Below are 19,840 nucleotides of genomic sequence, written 5' to 3' on the forward strand. Positions count from 1 at the left end.
TCTGTTGCCGTGGTCGCCGCTCGGCGGCGGCTGGCTGACCGGCAAGTACAAGCGCGACGAGATGCCGAAGGGCGCCACCCGCCTCGGCGAAAACCCCAATCGCGGCGGCGAATCCTATGCGCCGCGCAATGCGATGGAGAGAACCTGGGCGATCATCGCTGTCGTCGAGGAGATCGCCAAGGCGCATGGCGTCAGCATGGCGCAGGTGGCGCTCGCCTGGACGGCGGCGCAGCCGGCAATCACATCCGTCATCCTCGGCGCTCGCACGCCGGAACAGCTCGCCGACAACTTGGGCGCCATGAAGCTCAAACTCTCCGACGACGACATGGCCCGGCTCAACGAGGTGAGTGCGCCCCAGCCTTTCGACTACCCCTACGGCAAGGGCGGCATCAACCAGCGCCACCGCAAGATCGAGGGTGGGCGGTAGTTCGTGGACTGGGACGGTGGCCGAGCCGCCGTCCGGTTCGCCTCGTCACGGCGCTTGTCTCATCGGTCGTCCGCCAAGCGGGCATTTCGATGGAACTCCATCTCGCCGCCACCTTTGTCACGGTTCTTGTCATCGGCATCTGGGCAATTTCCGGCATGCGGAATGCGCCGGCGCGGATCGCGTTGCATGAAGGCAAGGCACCGCTGGTAGCGCTTCCCACCTGGGGCCTAATGCCGCTCTGCGTGATCGGCATCGCGGCCTTTCTCGTCGAAGGTGCCGGGATCGACTGGTCGGCGATCTATATGCGCGATGTGTTTTCGGTCGAGCCGTTCATTGGCGGATTGGGATTGACGCTCTTTACCTTCTGCATGGCGCTGGCGCGCCTGTTCGTCGATCCGCTGGTCGATCGGTTTGGCGCGCGGGCCGTCCGCCACGATGTTGCTTGTTCTTTCGGCGATCGGCATCTGCGCCGTGTCGGGGGCGCCGCATCCCTATGTCGCGCTGGCGGGCTTTGCCTTGATGGGCGCCGGCTGCAGCGCGGTCTATCCTCTCGCCGTTTCGGCGGCGGCCCAACGCACAGATCGCGCGGCGCTCCGGGCTGCCGGCGGAGGTAGCGCTGCGACTGCTCGGAGCGCCGTTTCATCGCCCTCAGAGTTTCTGTTGCTCTATCGCGCTGAAGCGCAACGCCCTTCCATCGGCTTCAGCCAAAGCGTCCATTTCCTTTTCGAGCACATCTCGATCGTCGACGCCGCGCAAGAGGCGACCAGCAAGCACATCGAAACGGCCGGCGGCGATGTCTGCGACAAGAAGTGCAGCTCGAGAAGGGTGGATATCGATGCCATCGTCGAAGAGCTGCTGGATGGCGGGCAGATAAGTTTTGCCTGCCTCCGAAAACAACTGCTTTTCCGTCATGTCGGTGCGTACGAGCCCCGGGTCGACGGCAAAGGCGCGTACGCCATGAGCGATCGTCGTATCATTGAGACACTCGGTCAGCCGCATGATCGCTGCTTTACTCGATGCGTATCCGGAACCGTGTGGGAAACTGTTGCCTGTCCCTCCGCCAACGAGGTTGATGATCCGGCCTCTGCCGCACGCCAACATTATCGAACAAGCCGTGCGGGAGGTGTGAAACGTCCCTTGCAAGTTGATTTCCACATCCCGCCACCAGGCAACAGGATCACACTCCCATATCGGTCCGAAAGCCTGGAAAGAACCGTGATTGTTGACTAAAGTATCAACCGGACCCAACTCAGATGCGATCCGGGCAAAAGCGTTTTCGACGGCGCTGTATTGGGTAACGTCGGTCGTCACAGCGATCGCCTGCCCGCCCTCATCTTCAATCAGCGAGGCTGTTTCCTCGATCTCAGTGGCGGTTCGCGCAAGCACCGCGACCTTGGCGCCTTCTCGCGCCTGCCGGAGCGCGATCTCCCGACCGATTCCTCTACCGCCACCGGTGACGACCGCTACGCTGTCCTTAAGCCGGGTCATTTTGTCCTCCTATCTTGTGCAGCGCCGCCGCCGCAACGCAACGGTTCGGCTCGTGAGCACTATCTGACAAAATCCTTGCTAGTTTCAAGATAGATGATAACGTTTCAATTAAATTGAGTGCGAAGGGCAAAGTCAACGTTTGGGAGGATGTGACATGACCAACAGCAGTGGATTCACGCATGAGATACGTCGCCGCACCCTGCTTGCGGGTGCGGGAAGTGCCGCATTGATGGCGTTGGCGACCAGCGCCAACGCGCAGGATACCGTGAGCGGCGAACTTGTGGTGCTGAATTGGCTCGGAGGTTCCGAGCTCGACATGATGCATCAGATCCAGAATGCATTTACGGTGAAATATCCGAAAGTGACGATCAGGGAAGTTGCCATTACCGGCCAAGGAGACATGCGCGGTGGTATCCGCACGGCACTCATGGGCGGCGAAGTGGTCGATGTTCTCTACAACACCTGGCCGGCCTTCCGGAAGGAACTGCTCGATGCCGGCATGCTGCGGCCGATCGACGACCAATGGAAGTCCTTCGGCTGGGACAGGCTCATCAGCCAATCCTGGAAGGATCTCGGCGCTATAGCCGGCAAGACCTATGGCCTGACCTACACCTTCGGCAACCGCTCCGGCATCTGGTACAAGAAGGAGCACCTTGCCAAGGCGGGCATCACCGAGCCGCCGAGGAGCTGGGACGAGTTCGTCGCCAGCTTTGCGAAGCTTACAAAAGCTGGGTTCGCGGCTCCGGTCGCTATTCCCGGCAAATACTGGGCGCATGCCGAATGGTTCGAAACGCTGCTACTGAGAACGGCAGGCGTCGAGACGGCTTCGAAGCTAGGCGCGCACGAAATTTCGTGGACCGATCCGGCCGTGAAGAATGCGCTTACAAAATATGCCGAAATGTTGACCGCGGGCTGCTGCGGCGCGCCGAACGGCATGCTCGCCAACGACTGGGACGGGGAAGCCGACCAAATCTTCCAGGCGAATTCCAAAAATTACCTGCTGATCGGCATGTGGATGAATAACCGCGCCAAGAACGATTACAAACTCACCGAAGGTAAGGATTACGGTCTCTTCCAGTTCCCAGCCCTCGGCATGGGTCATGACGACACGTCGAGCGTCGATACCAAGGAACTGCTCGTCACGGCAAACGGCCCCAATCCGAAGGCAGCAGACGCCTTCCTCGATTTCTGGACAAGCGCCGAGGCCGCCAACATTCTTGCCAAGAACGGCTATGCGTCACCAAGCAGCAATATCGACACGTCGCTGTATGGCGAGACGCAAAAGGTGGCGACATCAGCGGTCGCAAGCTCGAAGCTGCAATTCGTGCTCGGAGATCTCTTGCCCGGCGACCTCGTCGATGAATATCGCGTGCAGTTGCAGAAATTTCTGCAGGATCCCTCCCCTGCTAATATCGATACCGTCCTTGCGGCAATCGAAACCAAGGCCCAGGGATCCTACTGATGGCCGGCACCTCCGCTTCCCCCGCGCGGGAAGCGGCGGGCGTGATGCAGGTTTCCCCGCTAGCGGTCAGCATTTTAGGCCGTCGGGGTCTGCTCAGGGACACGCCCGCCGCATTTATCCTGATCGCACCCGTCATCGTGCTCTTTGCCGTCGCCGTCGTCTATCCGCTGGTGGAGACTATCCGCTTGAGCTTCTGGGACATACAGGGCCTGCGGAAGCCTTCCTTCATCGGCTTCGGCAATTATGTGCGGCTGTTTTCGGATGCCGCCTTTCGCAGCACGCTGCTAACGACCCTGATATTCACGATCGGGACGACGGTGATTTCCGTCTCGATTGGCTGGGCTCTGGCAATGACGTGCGCGTTCGCGCCACGACAGACACTGCCGTTCCGCGTGATGATCTTTGCCGCCTTCGGTATTTCGGAGGCAGTTTCGGGCTACATGTGGATCGGCATCTACAGGGCCGACGCCGGCGGCCTGCTCAATTCGCTGATTCAGCTTTTCGGGTTTTCCGGCTTCTCGCATGCTTGGCTCGGTGACGCCAATACGGCACTGTGGGCGCTCATCATAGCCGCATCGTGGAGTGGCGTGGGCTTGCCCCTGATGCTGATCTTCGCCGCCATCCAGGCAATCCCGAAATCCGTGCTCGAAGCAGCCTATATGGACGGCGCCAAGCCGCTCTCGACCATGCGCCATATCATGATGCCGCTGTCGATGCCCGGCGTGCGTGTCGCGGTTTTCATCAATCTTCTGGGTGCGCTGCGCGCCTTCGACATCATCTACATCCTGACGGGCGGCGGACCGGTGCGCTCAACTGAGACGGTCGGCTATTTCATGTACCGGGAATCCATGACCCAGTTCAAATTAGGCTATGGCGCCGCCGCGACCGTCATCCTGCTGCTGGCCGTGCTCATCGTCTCGATCCCCGCCATCATCCAGCGAACGACAGGTGCGAAATGATCGGCAAGGCCCCCCGCTGGATTGTCATCTTCGTCGGCATCATCGCCTGCATCTGGGTCATCCCAATCGTCGGTATCGTTGTTACCTCCCTGCGTCCTCCCGAGGGCGTCTCGCTTGGCTGGTGGCACTTCGAGCGCTTCGATCTGACCTTCGATGCGTGGCACCGCGTCTGGGACAAATATCCGCTGTCCCAATCCATGTGGGTGACGATGAAAACGGCGGGGATCGCGACGGCGCTGACGATGGTTTTGACGCCGGCAGCCGCCTACGCCTTTCATTTCCTCAATTTCCCGTTCCGCCGCATCTTGCTGATCATCATCATCAACGCATTCGTGTTGCCGCAGCAGGTTGTCATCATTCCGCTCTTCACGCTGTGGCGCGATCTCGGGCTGATCGACAACATTCTCTCCGTTCTCATTCCCTATGTCGGGATGTCCTTCGCTTGGTCGATCTTCCTCGTCAAAAGTTTCTTCGAGGATTTCCCGCGCGAACTAGTAGAAGCAGCCAAGATTGACGGTTGCGGACCAATTGCGACTTTCCGTCACGTGGTACTGCCGAACAGCCTGTCGCCGATCTTCGCCGTCGGCATCCTGCAGTTCCTCTGGACCTGGAACGCCTTGCTGCTGCCGATGCTTTTCCTGCGCAACGACGTACCCCTGCCCGTGCTGCTTGCCCGCATCTCCGGCAGCTACGAGATCAATTGGGACCTGCGCTCGGTGGCGGCGATCATCACGACAATCGTTCCCCTCCTCGTCTTTCTTGTCTTCCAACGTCAGTTCGCCGCCGGCTCTCAAACCCGCACCGGCGCAAAGGAATAGGACCATGCCGAACACCACAAACAAGCCGTTGCGCTACCGCCAGATCCATCTCGACTTCCATACGTCGGAACATATTCCCGGCATCGGCGCCGACTTCGATCCGGATATCTTCGTTTCAACGCTGAAGGCGGCTCATGTCGACTCGATCACGATCTTCGCCAAGTGCCATCACGGCTGGTCCTACTATCCGACCAAGGTCGGCAAGCCGCATCCGCAGCTGGCCCGTCCGGACCTCCTCGGCGACATGGTGAAGGCGCTGTCGGCGGCCGATATCGAAAGCCCGATTTATATATCGGTACAGTGGGACGAGCTGACGGCGCGCGAACATCCCGAATGGCGCGCCATGACCGCGTCGAACCAATACCATCACGATCGTCCCGACGACCCTTCGGCGGGCAAACAGCTCAGCCCGGCGTGGCATACGCTCTGCCTCAACCATGCCGGTCTACGGAAATACATTCTCGACCAGGCGCGCGAAGTCGCGCAAAGCTATCCCACGCAGGGTCTGTTCTTCGATATCATCCTCACGCCGGATTGTGTCTGCCCGGCTTGCATCGAGCGCATGCAGTGCGAGGGTCTCGATCCAGAAAATTCGGCGGACCGGCTGAAGAACGACGAGGCCGTCAACGGACAGTTCCGCCGCGAAACGAGCGAGGCGCTGTTCAAGGAGTTCCCCAATCTCCGCGTCTTCTACAATTGCGGACATATCCACAAGCAGGGCCCGAAGCGCTTTTCCACCTATTCTCATCTCGAGCTCGAAAGCCTGCCGACCGGCGGTTGGGGTTACGATCACTTTCCGTCCAGCGCGCGCTACGCGGCAACGCTCGGCATGGATTTCCTGGCTCATACAGGCAAGTTCCACACCTCGTGGGGCGAGTTCGGCGGTTTCAAGCACCCTGATGCGCTGGAATATGAATGTGCGCAAATGATCGCGCTCGGATCGAAGTGTCTGGTCGGCGACCAGTTGCATCCGAACGGCGCCATCAATCCTGATACCTATGCCTCGATCGCGCCGGCCTATCGACGCGTCGAAAAGCTGGAGCCGTTTCTGCATGGCGCCAAGCAGGTCTCCGAGATCGCCATATTGTCGGCCGAGCATATGAACCCTAAGGGCGCGCGCAATCATCCGAGCGACGATGGCGCGGCACAGATACTGCAGGAACTGAAGCGGCCCTTCGACGTGCTCGACAGTTCCGCTCGTTTCGAGGAATACCGACTGCTGATCCTGCCGGACGAAATCCCGGTCGATGCGGCCCTTGCGTCGCGGCTGAAAGCCTATCTCGCCAGTGGCGGCAAGATCATCGCCTCCTGGCATTCGGGCATCGGGGATGATGGTGCATTTGCTGTCGATTTCGGCATCGAGCGGCAGCCAACGCCAGTCGCGTTCAAACCGAGCTATGTGAAGGCGGGCAAGGACCTTGATCCGTCCATGCCGGAAACGGCTTTCGTTTTCTACGATGAAGCCGAAACCGTCCGCCCGGTCGACGCAACGGTGCTGGCCGCTATCTACCCCTCCTACTTCAACCGGTCTTACAAACATTTCTGCTCGCACCAGCATGCTCCGGACGATACAGCCGCTGATATGCTTGGCGCTGCCGTGACCGAGCATGGGGGCATTGCTTATATCGCCTACCCTATCTTTCGGCTTTACCGGGCCATTGGTCAGCCGCTCTATAAATATGTTGTTCGCGGGCTTCTCGATCGTCTCGTTCCCGATCCGGCGATGGTTACCGATCTTCCCTCATCCGGCCGGGCAACGCTGACCAGGCAGATTGGGCACAATCGCCACATCCTGCATCTTCTTTATGGACCGCCGCAGATCCGCGGCAAGGATGTTCGTGGCGATGACGGCTCGACACGGGTGATGGAAATGATCGAGGACATCCCGGCGATCGGCCCGGTTAACGCCAGCGTGCGGTTGCCGGCAAAGCCGAAGCGGGTTTTCGATGCCATGACCGGAGAGGATCTGGCCTGGGAAGCCGGCCCAGACGGCGCCATCAGCATCACGGTACCACGACTGCGCATCCATAGTGCCGTGGTCTTCGAAGGCGCGTAATGAGGATCGACGCCTTCCATGTGTCAGACTTCGCACCGCCGTTCTCAATGCTGGTGAGCGGCCGGGCGCCGGGCTATACGAGGGAGATGGACGCGAAAACGCGTCACAATCCGATGAATAACTGCGGGAGCCCGCTTGAAATGCATGAAACGGATCGGACGGCCGGAAGGAGGCGGGGAGCCACGATCATCGACGTTGCCAGGGTGGCGGACGTCGCTGTCGGCACCGTGTCGCGCTATCTCAACGGCGAGACGGTCCGTCGCTCAAACCGTGAGCAGATCGAGCGGGCGATCCAGGAGCTCGGCTACCGGCGAAATGCAGCGGCAGCGTCTATCCGTACCGATCTAACCCATATGATCGGCTTTCTGGTTCCGACCTTCGATGAGTTTCATGCCCGCATGCTGGAGCACCTAGCCAATTCGGTCCGCTCGACTGGACGCGCGCTCCTGACCTATTGCCATGGCGGCGATCCGCGCGTTGTTGCTGAAGCGCTGGACTTTTTCGCCGCGCAGCGCGTCGATGCGCTGATCATGGATGGTACGGCCGAAGTCTATGACCGGGTAGACGACCTGATTGAACATGACGTGCCGATCATCTTCTACAATAACGACGTGCGTGGGCTCGCGGCGGACCGGGTGATGGTCGAAAACCACCGCGCGAGCTACCGCCTAATCAGCCATTTGATCGATCTCGGCCATACGCGCATCGGCATGCTGACGGGTGACCCGCGCAATTCCTCTGGCATCGAACGCCTGGCCGGATACGAGCAGGCGCTGCGCGACCGGGGCATCGTGGTGGATGCTTCCCTGGCAGTGCGCGGCAACTGGCGCATGGATGGCGGCTACGAGGCGACCAAGCGACTGATGTCGCTGGAAAGCCCACCCACAGCTATCTTCTCCGCCAATTACGGCATGGCGGTCGGGGCGCTCAGTTGGCTGAAGGAGAACGGCCGTCACGTGCCCGACGATATCTCGCTGGCGAGCTTCGACGATGTAGCGATCTTCCGGCTCTACGAAGCTGGAATTACCGCGGTCGCGCAGCCGGTCGCCGGCATTGCGGAAAAGATCACGGACATTCTTGTGGAACGCTTGACGGAATCCTCGAGCGGCGCGACGCGCAGCATCGTTCTCGAATGCGACATCATCCTGCGAGGCTCGACGCGACGGATCACCTGACGCGCTCTGCTCGCCAAGCGGTCAAAGGGAGGAAATATTGGCCAGCGTAGAATTGCAGAATATCGACAAAACCTATGGGAGCTTCGAGGCGATCGGCAATCTCAATCTGAGCGTTGACGATGGCTCGTTCACGGTGTTCGTCGGCCCTTCCGGCTGTGGAAAATCGACGCTGCTACGGATGATCGCCGGCCTCGAAAAGATCACGGCAGGCGACCTCAGGATCGACGGGCGGCGCATGAACGAAGCCGATCCGATCGAGCGCGGCGTGGCCATGGTTTTCCAGAACTACGCGCTCTATCCGCATATGACCGTCGAGCAGAATATCGGCTTCTCGCTGCGCATGGCGGGCCTTGGAAAGGCCGAGATCCAGCGCAGTGTTGCCGTTGCGGCGGCAACACTGCAGATAGAACCGCTGATGAAGCGCAAGCCGGCGCAACTCTCCGGTGGTCAGCGTCAGCGTGTCGCCATCGGCCGGGCGATCGTGCGCAATCCCGCCGTCTTCCTGTTCGACGAGCCGCTGTCGAACCTCGACGCTGAACTCAGGGTGTCCATGCGTGTCGAGATCGCGAAGCTGCACCGGCGCATCGGCGCAACGATGATCTATGTCACACATGACCAGACGGAAGCGATGACGCTGGCCGACAAGATCGTCGTCATGCGGGCAGGCAAGATCGAGCAGACAGGGACACCGGATACGCTCTATGCCGACCCCGACAACCTCTTCGTCGCCGGTTTCATCGGCTCCCCGCGCATGAATTTCCTGGATGGCACGCTGGACCCCAATGGGGTGGTCAGGCTCGATTGCGGCGCTGTCTTCAAGACGGGTCTCTTGCAGGGCGAACGCGAAATCCCTATCAAGGCCGGCATTCGGCCCGAGCACTTCACCGGACGCGACGATGCTGGCGGCGCAATCGACCTCAAGGTCGACGTGGTGGAAAATCTCGGCGGCACCCGTTTCATCTATGGCACGCTGAGTTCCGGGCAGGCCGTCATCATCGAGGACCGCTCCGAGACCATCCGCCGCCCCGGGGAAACCGTCACCGCCGGTTTCCCCGCACGAAGGGCCCTGCTCTTCGGTGGGGACGGTGAGCGCATCCGCGGGGCGCGCCCGGCAAACACCCTTCCGGTGGGGTAGCCATGACGTCTGATCTTCTGTGGTACGATGCGCCCGCACAGCTGTGGACGGACGCGCTGCCGCTCGGCAACGGCCGGCTCGGCGCCATGGTCTTCGGCGATCCCCTGCGCGAACACCTACAGATCAACGAATCCACCTTCTGGGCCGGCGGTCCCTATCAGCCCGTCAATCCAGACGCTTTTGGTCATCTGGGAACCGTGCGGCAGCTGATTTTCGACGGCCACTATGCGGACGCTGAGGCGCTGGCCGAGAAACGTCTGATGGCACGGTCGATCAAGCAGATGTCCTACCAGCCGATCGGCGATCTCCGCCTCGAATTCAAGCGCGCCGAAAGCGTCTCCGGGTATCGGCGCGCGCTCGATCTCGATACCGCCATCGCTACCTCGTCTTACACCGCCGACGGCATCGCCTACCTGCGCGAAGCCTTCGTGTCGCCGGTCGACGGTGTGCTCGTCCTACGCCTCTCGGCTGACCGGAAACGCGCGATCAGCTGCCGGATCTCCATCGACAGTCCGCAGCAGGGGGAGATGCGCATCGGCCAGGGATCTCAGTTGAGCTTTTCGGGGAAGGGCAAAGCGGAATCCGGCATTGCCGCCGCTCTCCGGTTCGCCTTTGGCGTCCGGCTTATCAACAGCGGTGGAACCGTAAACGCTTCGGGGGGAGCCTTGTCGGTAGAAGGCGCTGACGAGGTTCTGGTCTTTCTCGATGCGGCGACGAGCTTCCGGCGCTACGACGACGTGTTGGGACATCCCGAGCGCGATATCGTCGATAGGCTCGAAAGAGCCGCTTCGCGCGACTTCGTATCGTTACGCGACGACCATATCGAGGAGCATCGGCGACTGTTTAGCGCATTCGCCATTGATCTCGGATCGACGCCTGCAGCGTCGCTTCCAACCGACCAACGTATCGCTGGATTCGCTGGCGGCGATGATCCGGCGCTGGCGGCGCTTTATGTGCAATTCGGCCGCTATCTGATGATTGCCTCGTCGCGTCCCGGGACGCAACCGGCCAATCTGCAGGGCATTTGGAATGCGCAAACAGATCCGCCCTGGGGCAGCAAATACACAGCCAACATCAATCTCCAGATGAACTATTGGCTGCCGGCACCGGCCAATTTGCGCGAGTGCCTCGAGCCGCTCGTCGAAATGGCCGAAGAGCTTGCCGAGACCGGGAAGGTGATGGCACACGTACACTATCGCGCCCGCGGCTGGGTCATGCATCACAATACCGATCTCTGGCGCGCAACGGGACCGATCGACGGCGCCAAATGGGGACTCTGGCCAACGGGCGGTATCTGGTTGATGGCGCAGCTGCTGGACGCATGCGACTACCTTGATGACGCCGAAGCGATGCGACGTCGACTATTTCCGATCGCCCGGGAGGCGGCGCACTTCCTCTTCGACGTGCTCGTCCCGTTTCCCGGCACGGATTATCTGGTGACGAACCCATCGCTTTCACCCGAAAACGCCCACCCGTACGGAGCTTCGATTTGCGCCGGTCCGGCAATGGATAGCCAACTCATCCGCGATTTTTTGGGTCTCCTGCGCCCTCTCGCAGTCTCAATCGGTGGAGAGCCCGATCTTGTCGCCGACATCGATCGTGTGCTGCCGCGCCTTGCACCCGACAGGATCGGCGCGAATGGCCAGTTGCAGGAATGGCTCGAAGACTGGGACATGCAGGCGCCGGAGATGCATCACCGCCATGTCTCGCATCTCTACGGCCTCTATCCGAGCTGGCAGATCGACATGGACAGAACGCCCGAACTCGCGGCCGCCGCCCGCCGTTCACTGGAGATCCGCGGGGACGACGCAACGGGGTGGGGCATCGGCTGGCGCATCAACCTTTGGGCGCGGCTGCGCGATGGCAACCATGCCCACAACGTACTGAAACTGCTTCTCACACCGGAACGAAGCTACAAAAACCTGTTCGACGCTCATCCGCCCTTTCAGATCGACGGAAATTTCGGCGGTGCGGCAGGCATCCTGGAAATGCTCGTGCAGTCGCGCCCGGGGGAAATCCACTTACTCCCTGCGTTGCCGACGGCATGGCCGGGCGGCAGGATCCGTGGCTTGCGCCTTCGCGGCGGCATGCTGCTCGACCTTGACTGGGAGGGCGGCGAACCGCTGACGATTAGGCTCACGGCCTCGCGCAATGTCAGTTCGATCCTTCGCTTCGGCCAAACGCGACGCAGTGTCGATCTCGCCGCTGGCGAAAGTTTTTTCGAGGGCGGAAGCGAGTTCCGCTAAATCCGCGCGGACGACGGGCTGGGCTGAGCTCGTACGGCAAACGGGTTGTCGGATCTGTCGGAGACGGGTTTGGCGGCTACACGCCGGACGTCGCCGAGATTGTCGAACTCGAAAAGATGGTGCTGGCACTCGAGCGCAAGGACCCGAAGGCTGCAGGCGACGCTGTATTTGATCGCGTCACGCAGCTTTTGGAAAAGACGGCCGAGACCCATCGCTTGGCGTCAGAACACTCTTGCTTGAAAAGTGATGCAAATCAGCGCCTGCGCGGCGCATCGTTCGCGACAACAGGCCATCGGAGGAGCGGCCTCTCGCCCGGCGAGCATGCGGCCAATCAAATATGTTAGCCGCGCCTGTCCATTGGAGATTCAATGGCTCCGCCCATGACTGAGAGTTAAAGCCATAGCAAACATCGCTGGCCAACCGATGGCTTCTTCTCGCAGTCAAGGCAGTCGAAATTTCAGTCAAAGGCCCTGCTTGCCAACAGAAATCGCGTTTCTATTCGATCCTGAGTTTCAGCATCGAACAGGTTGATGCTCTGCGCATCGACGCTGAAGCGAACCTGATCACTTCTGCGACCCTGGAAGCGCGCTTCAGCTCTGGCCACGATCGCGTGGCCGCCAACCACAGCGGTGACCATCGTGTCCGGACCCGTTGGTTCCACGACGTCTATCACTCCGTGGATCGCGGCATCATCCCTCTCGACGACCTTAAGCTCTTCCGGTCTTACCCCAAGGACACAATCCCGGCGCCTGGCTGCGCTATCTGGTATACTGACAGGCACGATCACGCCACCGCTCTCAAACCGGGAGCCGCCGTCGTCCGAGATCAATTTGCCCCTGATGAAGTTCATCGCAGGAGATCCGATAAAGCCGGCGACGAACATGTTCGCAGGTCGTTCGTAGATGGTCCTGGGATCGGCAAGCTGCTGGACATAGCCGCCTTTCATCACGGCGACTTTGGTCGCGAGCGTCATCGCCTCGATCTGATCGTGGGTCACGTAGACGATGGTCGTGCCGAGGCGTTCGTGCAGCCTTTTTATCTCGGTCCTCATCTCGACGCGCAGCTTCGCGTCAAGGTTCGAGAGCGGCTCGTCGAAGAGAAACAGATCCGGGCTGCGGACAATTGCCCGCCCCATGGCAACGCGTTGCCTCTGACCGCCGGAGAGGTTGGCTGGAAGCCGATCGAGAAGGTGGCCGATCTGCAGCAGTTCGGCCGCCTTTTGCACCTCCGCCCTGCGCTGCTGCTCCGGAACGCCACGCATCTCGAGGCCAAAGCCGATGTTCCGCTCAACCGACATGGTCGGATAGAGCGCGTAGGACTGGAACACCATGGCGATGTTTCGATCCTTCGGCGCGAGGGCCGTCACGGATCGATCCCCGATCGCAATATCACCAGACGACGGCTCATCCAATCCCGCAATGATATTGAGCAAGGTCGACTTGCCGCATCCTGACGGTCCAAGGAGAACGAGGAAGCCACCATCCTCGAGGTCGACGTCTACTCCGTGCAGCACCTTGAATGCGCCATAAGACTTTTGAATATCCCTGATGGACAAGCTCGACATGATCGTCTCCTAACCCTTGACCGCGCCTGCGGTGAGGCCCTGAACCATCGCGCGCTGGACGAACGCAAACAGAACGACGACTGGCAGAATGCTGAGCATGCCGCCCGCAGCAAGAACGCCCCATGGCAATTGAAACTCTCCGACCATCAGTTGCAGACCGACCGGCCAGGTCCTCGACCCTTGTCCGGTCGTCAGCATCAGCGCGAATATGAACTCGTTCCAGGCGGCGATCGCGATAAACACCGAGCTGGCGACAAGACCGTTGCGCGCGAGCGGCAAGACGATGCGCACCATGGCGCCCAATCTGGTTGACCCATCGATACGGGCGGCGCTTTCCAGCTCCTTCGGGGCCGCGTCGAAGAAGCCTTTAAGCATCCAGACGAACAGCGGCAGCAGAAAGCTGGTATAGGCAAGCGCCAAGCCGAAGCGGCTGTCGACGAGGCCAACGGTCCGCATCATCACAAAGAGCGGAATGATCACCATGACAGCCGGGAACATCCGCACCAGGAGGTAGCTGAGCATTAGTCTGTCACGGCCCCTGAACGATAGCCTCGAGAATGCGTAGGCTGCAAGCGTTCCAGTCAGGACGCAGATCGCCACCGTGATCGTCGTCACCACCAGGCTGTTGGTGATCAGCACCGGAAAATTCGACTGCGTCCAGATTGCGCGGTAGTTCTGCAAGGTGATCGTGCGGGGAATGTACTGCATCTGGGAGGTCACGATGTCGGCTTCGTTCTTCAGGGACGTCAAAAACATCCAGACGATGGGTCCAAGGCAGAAAGTCGTCATCGTCAAGAGCACGGCATAGGTCAGGATGTCGGCCATGAGGCGGCGACCGCGACGGGTTTTGAAAATTGTCATTCCTTCGAGACCCGCGTGAACCTGATGTAGAGGGTTGCGAACACCATGAGGATGACAAACATGACGACCGACAGTGCCCCGGCATATCCGAAGTTGAATTCGCGATAAGCGGTTTGGAAGGCGTAGAGCGACAGCACCTGCGTGGCGTTTCCTGGCCCCCCACCTGTCAGGACAAGCAGCAAATCGGGTGAGTTCACCAGGCTGATCACGCGCAGGATAACGGCCGCGGTGATCACCGCTCTCAGCATCGGCACGGTGATCAGTTGGAACTGCCGAACCGGCCCTGCGCCGTCGACCGCGGCGGCTTTGTAAAGATCCTCGGGGATGCCTTTGAGACCGGCCAGAAACAGCAGCGCGAAGAATGGAAACCCATGCCATGCCTCGACAAGGATAGTCGCAGCCAAGGCTGTGGCCGGATCGGCGAACCATGCCTTGTAGGTGCCCAACACGCCGCTCCGCACCAGCAGATCGTTGATGACACCCAGACGAGGGTCGAGCAAAAGCGCCCACATATGCCCTGCGACAACGTTCGGCAAAAAGTAGGGAAGCAGGATCAACACACCAAATAGCTTCGTGCCTGGAACATTGCGGTTCAGCGCGATCGCGGCGATGAAGCCAAGCGTCACCTCGATTGCGATGGCTGCGGCCACCCAGATCGCGGTGTTCTTCAACGATATCCAAAACACGCGATCCGACATCATCGCGACGTAGTGCTTTGCCCCGACCCAGCCGTTGAGACCTGGTCGGGTGAGACGCATTTCACGTACGCTGATGACGAAGCCATAAAGGGTCGGGTAGGCGACCACCAGCAAAAGCAGGATCAGGCTCGGAAACAGCAGGAAGTAGACCCAGTAGCGTGTTTCAGACAGGTCGCCGAGAAGGGTGAGTGGATCACGGTGCAAGGCTGGCTTCATTTTTTCACGGCGGCTTGCCGTCCTCTAGGACGCGACGACTTCTCGTCGTGTCGGCTTCCCTACCGGAGCGCGGTTTCCAGACCCTCGATCATACGCTCGACTGCCTGCTCAGGGGTGAGTTGACCTGTCAGAACGGATTGGAACGTTGGATTGACGACATTTTCGGACCAGCCCGCAGCGCCGACGAAGCTGTTCGGCAGACGACCGAAGTCGAGCGTCTGCGAAGCGGCCTGGTAGATTGGATTGGTCTTGATGCGATCATCCTCAAGCGCTGCCGTTGATGCCGGGAAATAACCCGTCGCTTCCAACAAGGCTATCGCCGCGTCCTTTTCTCCCCAGAAGCTGATCCAGTCCCAGGCAGCGTCGATATTGTCGTCCTTCATGATGCCGTTGCCGGCATAGGCAACACGCGCGATATGTGCCTTCGGTCCCGCGGGCATGGGAGCCGTGGCGAACTGCTCTCCCGGTTTCAAGGCGGCCGAGATTTCGATCAGCGATCCGGTATGGTGCCAGACCATGGCTGTCTGGCCAGTTCGGAAACCCTCCATGATCTGCCGATAGCTGTCGTTCGGCGCACTTGGAGGAACGACTTTCTCTTTCAAGAACAGACTTGAGTAGAAGGTGATCGCCTCCACCGCGGCAGCCTTGTCGATGGCCGCCTGACCGTCCTTTACAATTGGCGAGCCAAAGGCCTCCATGACGTCGATGACGTATTTGAACGCCCCCGCGCCCCCGCGCATTCCAAAAGCGTAGCGCCCCTTTGCCGGATCGGTAAGCTTCCGGCAAGCGGCGACAAACTCATCAAAAGTCCTTGGTGGACCTGAAAGGCCTGCTTCTTCGAAGTAGTCTTTCCGGTAGTACATCCAGTCGACGAAAGCATAGGCCGGAACCGCGTAAATCGCGCCGTCCTGAGACATGCCAGCCCACCGGTTCTCCGGCAGATTGGCTTTTCCCTTCCATCCTTTCACCCGCTCGGTGATATCGGTCAGTGCGCCCATCGCCGTCAGATCGGCAAAGCGTTCCGCAATGACCATTCCGGTGTCGGGCCGCCCGCCGGCCACGACCGCCGACGAAACCTTGGCCATATATTCCGAATTCGGAATGCTCTCTTGTGTGACCGTGATGCCTGGATGGGATTTCCCAAACAGCTCGATGATTTTCACCAGGCCGGCCATTTCCGACTGGCTGGCGAAGTGATGCCAATAATTGATCGCTGTGGCAGCACTTGCGGAGCGGACACCGCTGGCAAGCGCTAGCGCTGCTGTCGCAACAAGGAATTCGCGTTTGGTGATCTGCATCTCTTCATCCTCCCAGATATCAGAATGGCAACCTGATCGATCAGATGGAGATAGCAGCCTTTTGAATGTACGGCAACACCAGAGTTGCCCCAGGACAGACTGGGATCAAGCCAAGCCGAGATTGCGATTTATCGCCGCCTGGAAATGGGCTTGAAGCGCCTTCTCGGCCGCGTCGGGGTTTCTCGAAGAGCATGCTTCAAGGATTTCCAGATGCTCCTTCAGCGTTCGAATAAGCATAGGGGGCGTCACCTTGCGCTCCAATCGCAACAAACGCAGATAGTTGTGCATCCGCCGGTATGCGGTGTCGATGAGTGGATTGCGCAAGGCGGCGATGATTTGACCGTGAAGATCGAGCTCGAGAAGGTCCATTTCCGCAATATGGTCAGGCGTTAGACCATCCTTCTCGAGCTTTCGCAAAAGCCTGGAATGCCGGACTTCCATGCTGTTCATCAAGTCCTCGCCGGCTTCCTCGGCGAACACGCGAATGGCCGAGCGTTCAATGATCGCGCGGAATTGGTACGTCGAGCGCGTTAGCTCAAGGCCGGGCCTCACGAACTGGATGCCGGAGCGAGGATGGATTGTCAGAATGCCTTCGGCTTCCAGCATGCGCAACGCATCGCGAAGCGGCGCAACTGGCACGCTGACAATCTCGGACAGTTCGCTTTGGGAGATAAATGCGCCAACAGGAACCCTTCGTTCAAACAGGCTTTCGAGGATGCGATCATAGGCGAGATCGCTGAGCCGGGGGACAGCGACCTCCGGTACAGTTGCCTTCGCTTTGCGCACTTGCGATTTTTTCATCCGTCCGATAATACCTCTGATAGATCAATTATCAATGTAAAGCGATCAGAGAGCACGCTCCATGCCCCTATCCGGATTTCGTATAACCCGATTTCAATTCGCCCGCGACAGGGTAATCGGCGACAGTCAGGTCCGTGCAGATGACGTCAACGTGGCCGCTCTCGAACTTATCGGCGAAACGGGAAACGTTGGGCTCGGCTTTATTCAAACGCTCTTTCACCCCCTGCCGGATCAAGCAGAGATCGAAGCCGTGTTCAAGCATGAAGCATGGCCCGCGATCGCGGGGCAAGAAGCGATCGGGCTGGTCCATCGCGTCAACCGCCCGCGAGGCGGCAATCAGCGTGCTTTCTCGCTGCCGTTTTATGAAGCTCTTCAGGTCGCATTGTGGGACCTGGCGGCCAAGGAAGTGGGATTGCCTTTGCATAAGCTGCTCGGAAGCCGCCGTGACCGGGTCCGCGCCTATGCCAGCGGTCTAGACTTTCATCTGAGCGACGAGGCATTCCGCGCACTGTTCTCGCACGCCGCCGCGCTCGGCTACCAGGCATTCAAGATCAAGGTCGGTCATCCCGACTTCCAGCGGGACATGCGCCGGCTCGACCTGCTCAAAGAGGTCGTCCCCGCCGGGTCGCAGATTATGATCGACCCAAATGAAGCCTGGAATTCCAAGGAGGCGCTCGTCAAATTGACGGTGATCCGCGATGCGGGCCATGATCTGCTGTGGGTAGAGGATCCGATTCTTCGCCATGACTTCGAGGGCTTGCGTACGCTCCGTCACGCCGTGAACTGGACGCAGATCAACAGCGGCGAGTATCTCGATGCCACTGGAAAGCGTCTCCTCATGGAGAACTTCGGAACCGATCTGCTCAATGTTCATGGCCAGGTCACGGACGTCATGCGCATCGGATGGCTGGCTGCCGAGCTTGGCATTCCTGTGAGCTTGGGAAATACGTTCCTGGAAGTAGGCGTCCACATGGCCGTCGCACTCCCGGAAGTCGAGTGGCTCGAATACTCGTTCCAGAATTTTGATCACCTTGTGGAGCAGCCGATCTTAATCCGCGATGGATTCGCCTATGCTCCCGATCGTCCAGGCCATGGTCTCGTTCTTAGCGAAGCTTCACGTGAGCAGTGGTCGCGCCCGAAGCGACTGGATCGTTCGGAACTTGGTGAACCACCTGAAAATTCACGCCTTCCTCGTTTGAATGGAATGTGATGCGCAAGCCCCTTGGGCCGTTCGATGCGGTAATGTCTCCTGGCAAAGCCTTCTGGCGTCGGTTTTCCTCACCGTTGTCGTGCCTGGTGACAGCGTCCTGATCCCGGACACAGCCTGTCCACCGGTCGCCGGTTTCTGCGAAAATTATCGGAGACCACGACGAATCTCGTTCCGAGTCTTTGACCCCATGATTGGCGGGCATAGCATAAACAACGGCGTTCGCTCTGAGACTTGATCGACCGGAAATCCGATGGTATCAGGACCATCAAGGGTCCGCAGTTCACCCAGGCATCGCCGTTCTCCGGAACATGCTAAACCTGCTCGATATCGAGATATGGACACCCATCCCGTGCCATGTCGGAAGGGCGATCACCGATGATTCGTTAGGAACGGCGCGGCAGAAGGATAGGTCATGTCCAGAACCCTCATTCCGCTCCAGGTGAGCGACACCTCCACATTCGCGAAATCGCTCCGCGCGCAACTCGTCGCGCATCAGGGATTACCTTCCCACCTCGAAATGCTCAACATGGTCGCGAAAGCGGCAGGACATAGAAACGTGCAAGCCCTGCGCGCCATTGCAGAGCCAACCTCCGCTATCGTAGGGGTCGACGAGGAAGACCTCTCCTTACGCCCCGAGGCCGTCGACGAGAAGCTCGTCGACCGGGTTGTCCGTTGCTTCAACGACAGCCGACGCCTGCTGCGCTGGCCCTCCCGACGATCCGATCAGATACTGGTCCTTTGGATCCTCTGGTCACAGATGCCTGCATCTGTCGAACTGTCCGAACGCGATGTCAGCGGGCTGCTTCAGGAAAAGCACCTGTTCGGGGATTACGCACTTCTCAGACGTGAACTCTACGAACTCGGCCTCGTGACACGGACCCGCGATGGCAGCGTTTATCGCCGCGTCGAACAGCCGGTCCCGGTGAACGTAGCCTCGGCGCTCCGTCGTCTCGCTTCACGCTAAAAAATCAAGAACCAACCCGACCTTAAAGGGACCGGCCGGGCGATCCCAGCCGTCATCAGACATGCAAGCAGTACAAACAGGTAAATTCCTCGACCGCATTCCGTTCGCTAAGGTCGGCCACGGGCAAGACCCCATCCTCATTATCAACTGTGGGCAAGGCTTCGTGATGCGGCCCGAAACCGCGCGCGTCGCAAACGATGCCGATCGAATGGCTGGGATCATGCCTGATGGACGGGACTTCATCCTGTTGGGCTACAACCCGTTTCCTGACGAACTGTCCATTCATTCCATCGCAGACGATGTCGCGGCCGTTGAAGGTGCGTAAAGCTCGACGACGGCGTTGCGCACCGTCGGATCCTGGAAAGCGCGGTTCGTGCTGGCACGCCGACCTTCGATGTGGTCGGCAATGCCGACACGATGCCGAGGTCCTGCGCCCGGCGGCTGGCATCCGGCGCCGCGTTG

The 19,840-nt window shown here is 59.8% G+C and carries 17 protein-coding genes and 1 pseudogene; 12 read left to right on the forward strand and 6 right to left on the reverse strand.

Translation table 11 applies throughout. The annotated features are described in order from the left end of the window. Positions 1–427: aldo/keto reductase (locus tag G9X67_RS00185; RefSeq protein ID WP_171597701.1), on the forward strand; the 427-nt coding region annotated here is incomplete at its 5' end. Between the two features lie 44 nt (positions 428–471). Further along, a pseudogene (locus G9X67_RS00190) lies at positions 472–1,018 on the forward strand (MFS transporter); the annotation flags it as partial. Positions 1,019–1,075: 57 nt separating this feature from the next. Here the strand turns inward: G9X67_RS00190 and G9X67_RS00195 are convergent. Next, on the reverse strand, positions 1,076–1,915 hold the full coding sequence (locus G9X67_RS00195) for an SDR family NAD(P)-dependent oxidoreductase (RefSeq protein WP_171597702.1): 840 nt from the start codon (positions 1,913–1,915) through the stop codon (positions 1,076–1,078). Positions 1,916–2,069: 154 nt separating this feature from the next. On the opposite strand from G9X67_RS00195, the gene G9X67_RS00200 reads away from it, so the two are divergent. The 7 genes from G9X67_RS00200 (at position 2,070) to G9X67_RS00230 (ending at position 11,766) form a co-directional block, all read left to right on the forward strand. Then, positions 2,070–3,377 carry an extracellular solute-binding protein gene (locus G9X67_RS00200; RefSeq protein ID WP_138331093.1) on the forward strand — a complete coding sequence of 436 codons (1,308 nt, stop codon included), beginning with the start codon at positions 2,070–2,072 and terminating at the stop codon, positions 3,375–3,377. After that, positions 3,377–4,336: a sugar ABC transporter permease gene (locus G9X67_RS00205; protein ID WP_171597703.1), complete on the forward strand. Its 960-nt coding sequence runs from the start codon at positions 3,377–3,379 to the stop codon at positions 4,334–4,336. The genes G9X67_RS00200 and G9X67_RS00205 overlap by 1 nt, the downstream gene beginning before the upstream one ends. After that, positions 4,333–5,154 (forward strand): carbohydrate ABC transporter permease, encoded by an 822-nt coding sequence (locus G9X67_RS00210; protein WP_138331091.1) that lies wholly within the window; start codon positions 4,333–4,335, stop codon positions 5,152–5,154. The genes G9X67_RS00205 and G9X67_RS00210 overlap by 4 nt, the downstream gene beginning before the upstream one ends. Positions 5,155–5,158: 4 nt before the next feature. Next, complete coding sequence (locus tag G9X67_RS00215) at positions 5,159–7,210, forward strand: beta-galactosidase trimerization domain-containing protein (protein WP_171597704.1); 2,052 nt, start codon at positions 5,159–5,161, stop codon at positions 7,208–7,210. Between the two features lie 140 nt (positions 7,211–7,350). Then, a complete protein-coding gene (locus G9X67_RS00220; protein ID WP_171597705.1) occupies positions 7,351–8,385 on the forward strand; it encodes a LacI family DNA-binding transcriptional regulator in 1,035 nt (344 codons plus the stop codon). A gap of 37 nt (positions 8,386–8,422) precedes the next feature. After that, entirely contained in the window at positions 8,423–9,520 is a 1,098-nt protein-coding gene (gene ugpC, locus G9X67_RS00225; protein ID WP_171597706.1) for a sn-glycerol-3-phosphate ABC transporter ATP-binding protein UgpC, read from the forward strand. A 2-nt stretch (positions 9,521–9,522) separates the two neighbouring features. Then, positions 9,523–11,766, forward strand: coding sequence for a glycoside hydrolase family 95 protein (locus G9X67_RS00230; protein ID WP_171597707.1), 2,244 nt, complete (start codon positions 9,523–9,525; stop codon positions 11,764–11,766). A 457-nt stretch (positions 11,767–12,223) separates the two neighbouring features. Here the strand turns inward: G9X67_RS00230 and ugpC (G9X67_RS00235) are convergent, their stop codons facing one another. The 5 genes from ugpC (G9X67_RS00235) to G9X67_RS00255 form a co-directional block, all read right to left on the reverse strand. Further along, a complete protein-coding gene (gene ugpC / locus G9X67_RS00235; protein WP_138331086.1) occupies positions 12,224–13,330 on the reverse strand; it encodes a sn-glycerol-3-phosphate ABC transporter ATP-binding protein UgpC in 1,107 nt (368 codons plus the stop codon). A 9-nt stretch (positions 13,331–13,339) separates the two neighbouring features. Next, positions 13,340–14,191, reverse strand: coding sequence for a carbohydrate ABC transporter permease (locus G9X67_RS00240; RefSeq protein WP_171597708.1), 852 nt, complete (start codon positions 14,189–14,191; stop codon positions 13,340–13,342). Beyond that, a complete protein-coding gene (locus G9X67_RS00245) occupies positions 14,188–15,105 on the reverse strand; it encodes a sugar ABC transporter permease (protein ID WP_171597709.1) in 918 nt (305 codons plus the stop codon). Before G9X67_RS00245 ends, G9X67_RS00240 begins: the two co-directional genes overlap by 4 nt. 59 nt (positions 15,106–15,164) lie before the next feature. Then, positions 15,165–16,280 carry a sugar ABC transporter substrate-binding protein gene (locus tag G9X67_RS00250; RefSeq protein WP_246705325.1) on the reverse strand — a complete coding sequence of 372 codons (1,116 nt, stop codon included), beginning with the start codon at positions 16,278–16,280 and terminating at the stop codon, positions 15,165–15,167. A 228-nt stretch (positions 16,281–16,508) separates the two neighbouring features. Next, positions 16,509–17,204 (reverse strand): GntR family transcriptional regulator, encoded by a 696-nt coding sequence (locus tag G9X67_RS00255; RefSeq protein WP_138331083.1) that lies wholly within the window; start codon positions 17,202–17,204, stop codon positions 16,509–16,511. Positions 17,205–17,355: 151 nt separating this feature from the next. On the opposite strand from G9X67_RS00255, the gene G9X67_RS00260 reads away from it, so the two are divergent. From G9X67_RS00260 to G9X67_RS00270, 3 genes are all read left to right on the forward strand, one after another. Next, positions 17,356–18,414: a mandelate racemase/muconate lactonizing enzyme family protein gene (locus tag G9X67_RS00260; RefSeq protein WP_348649076.1), complete on the forward strand. Its 1,059-nt coding sequence runs from the start codon at positions 17,356–17,358 to the stop codon at positions 18,412–18,414. A gap of 412 nt (positions 18,415–18,826) precedes the next feature. Beyond that, on the forward strand, positions 18,827–19,378 hold the full coding sequence (locus G9X67_RS00265) for a DUF2087 domain-containing protein (RefSeq protein WP_138331081.1): 552 nt from the start codon (positions 18,827–18,829) through the stop codon (positions 19,376–19,378). 61 nt (positions 19,379–19,439) lie between these two features. Further along, positions 19,440–19,703, forward strand: a complete 264-nt coding sequence (locus G9X67_RS00270; RefSeq protein WP_171597712.1) for a hypothetical protein — start codon at positions 19,440–19,442, stop codon at positions 19,701–19,703. Positions 19,704–19,840 lie beyond the last annotated feature (137 nt).

This window comes from Rhizobium sp. WYCCWR 11152 (assembly GCF_013087615.1).
Lineage (GTDB): Bacteria > Pseudomonadota > Alphaproteobacteria > Rhizobiales > Rhizobiaceae > Rhizobium > Rhizobium indicum.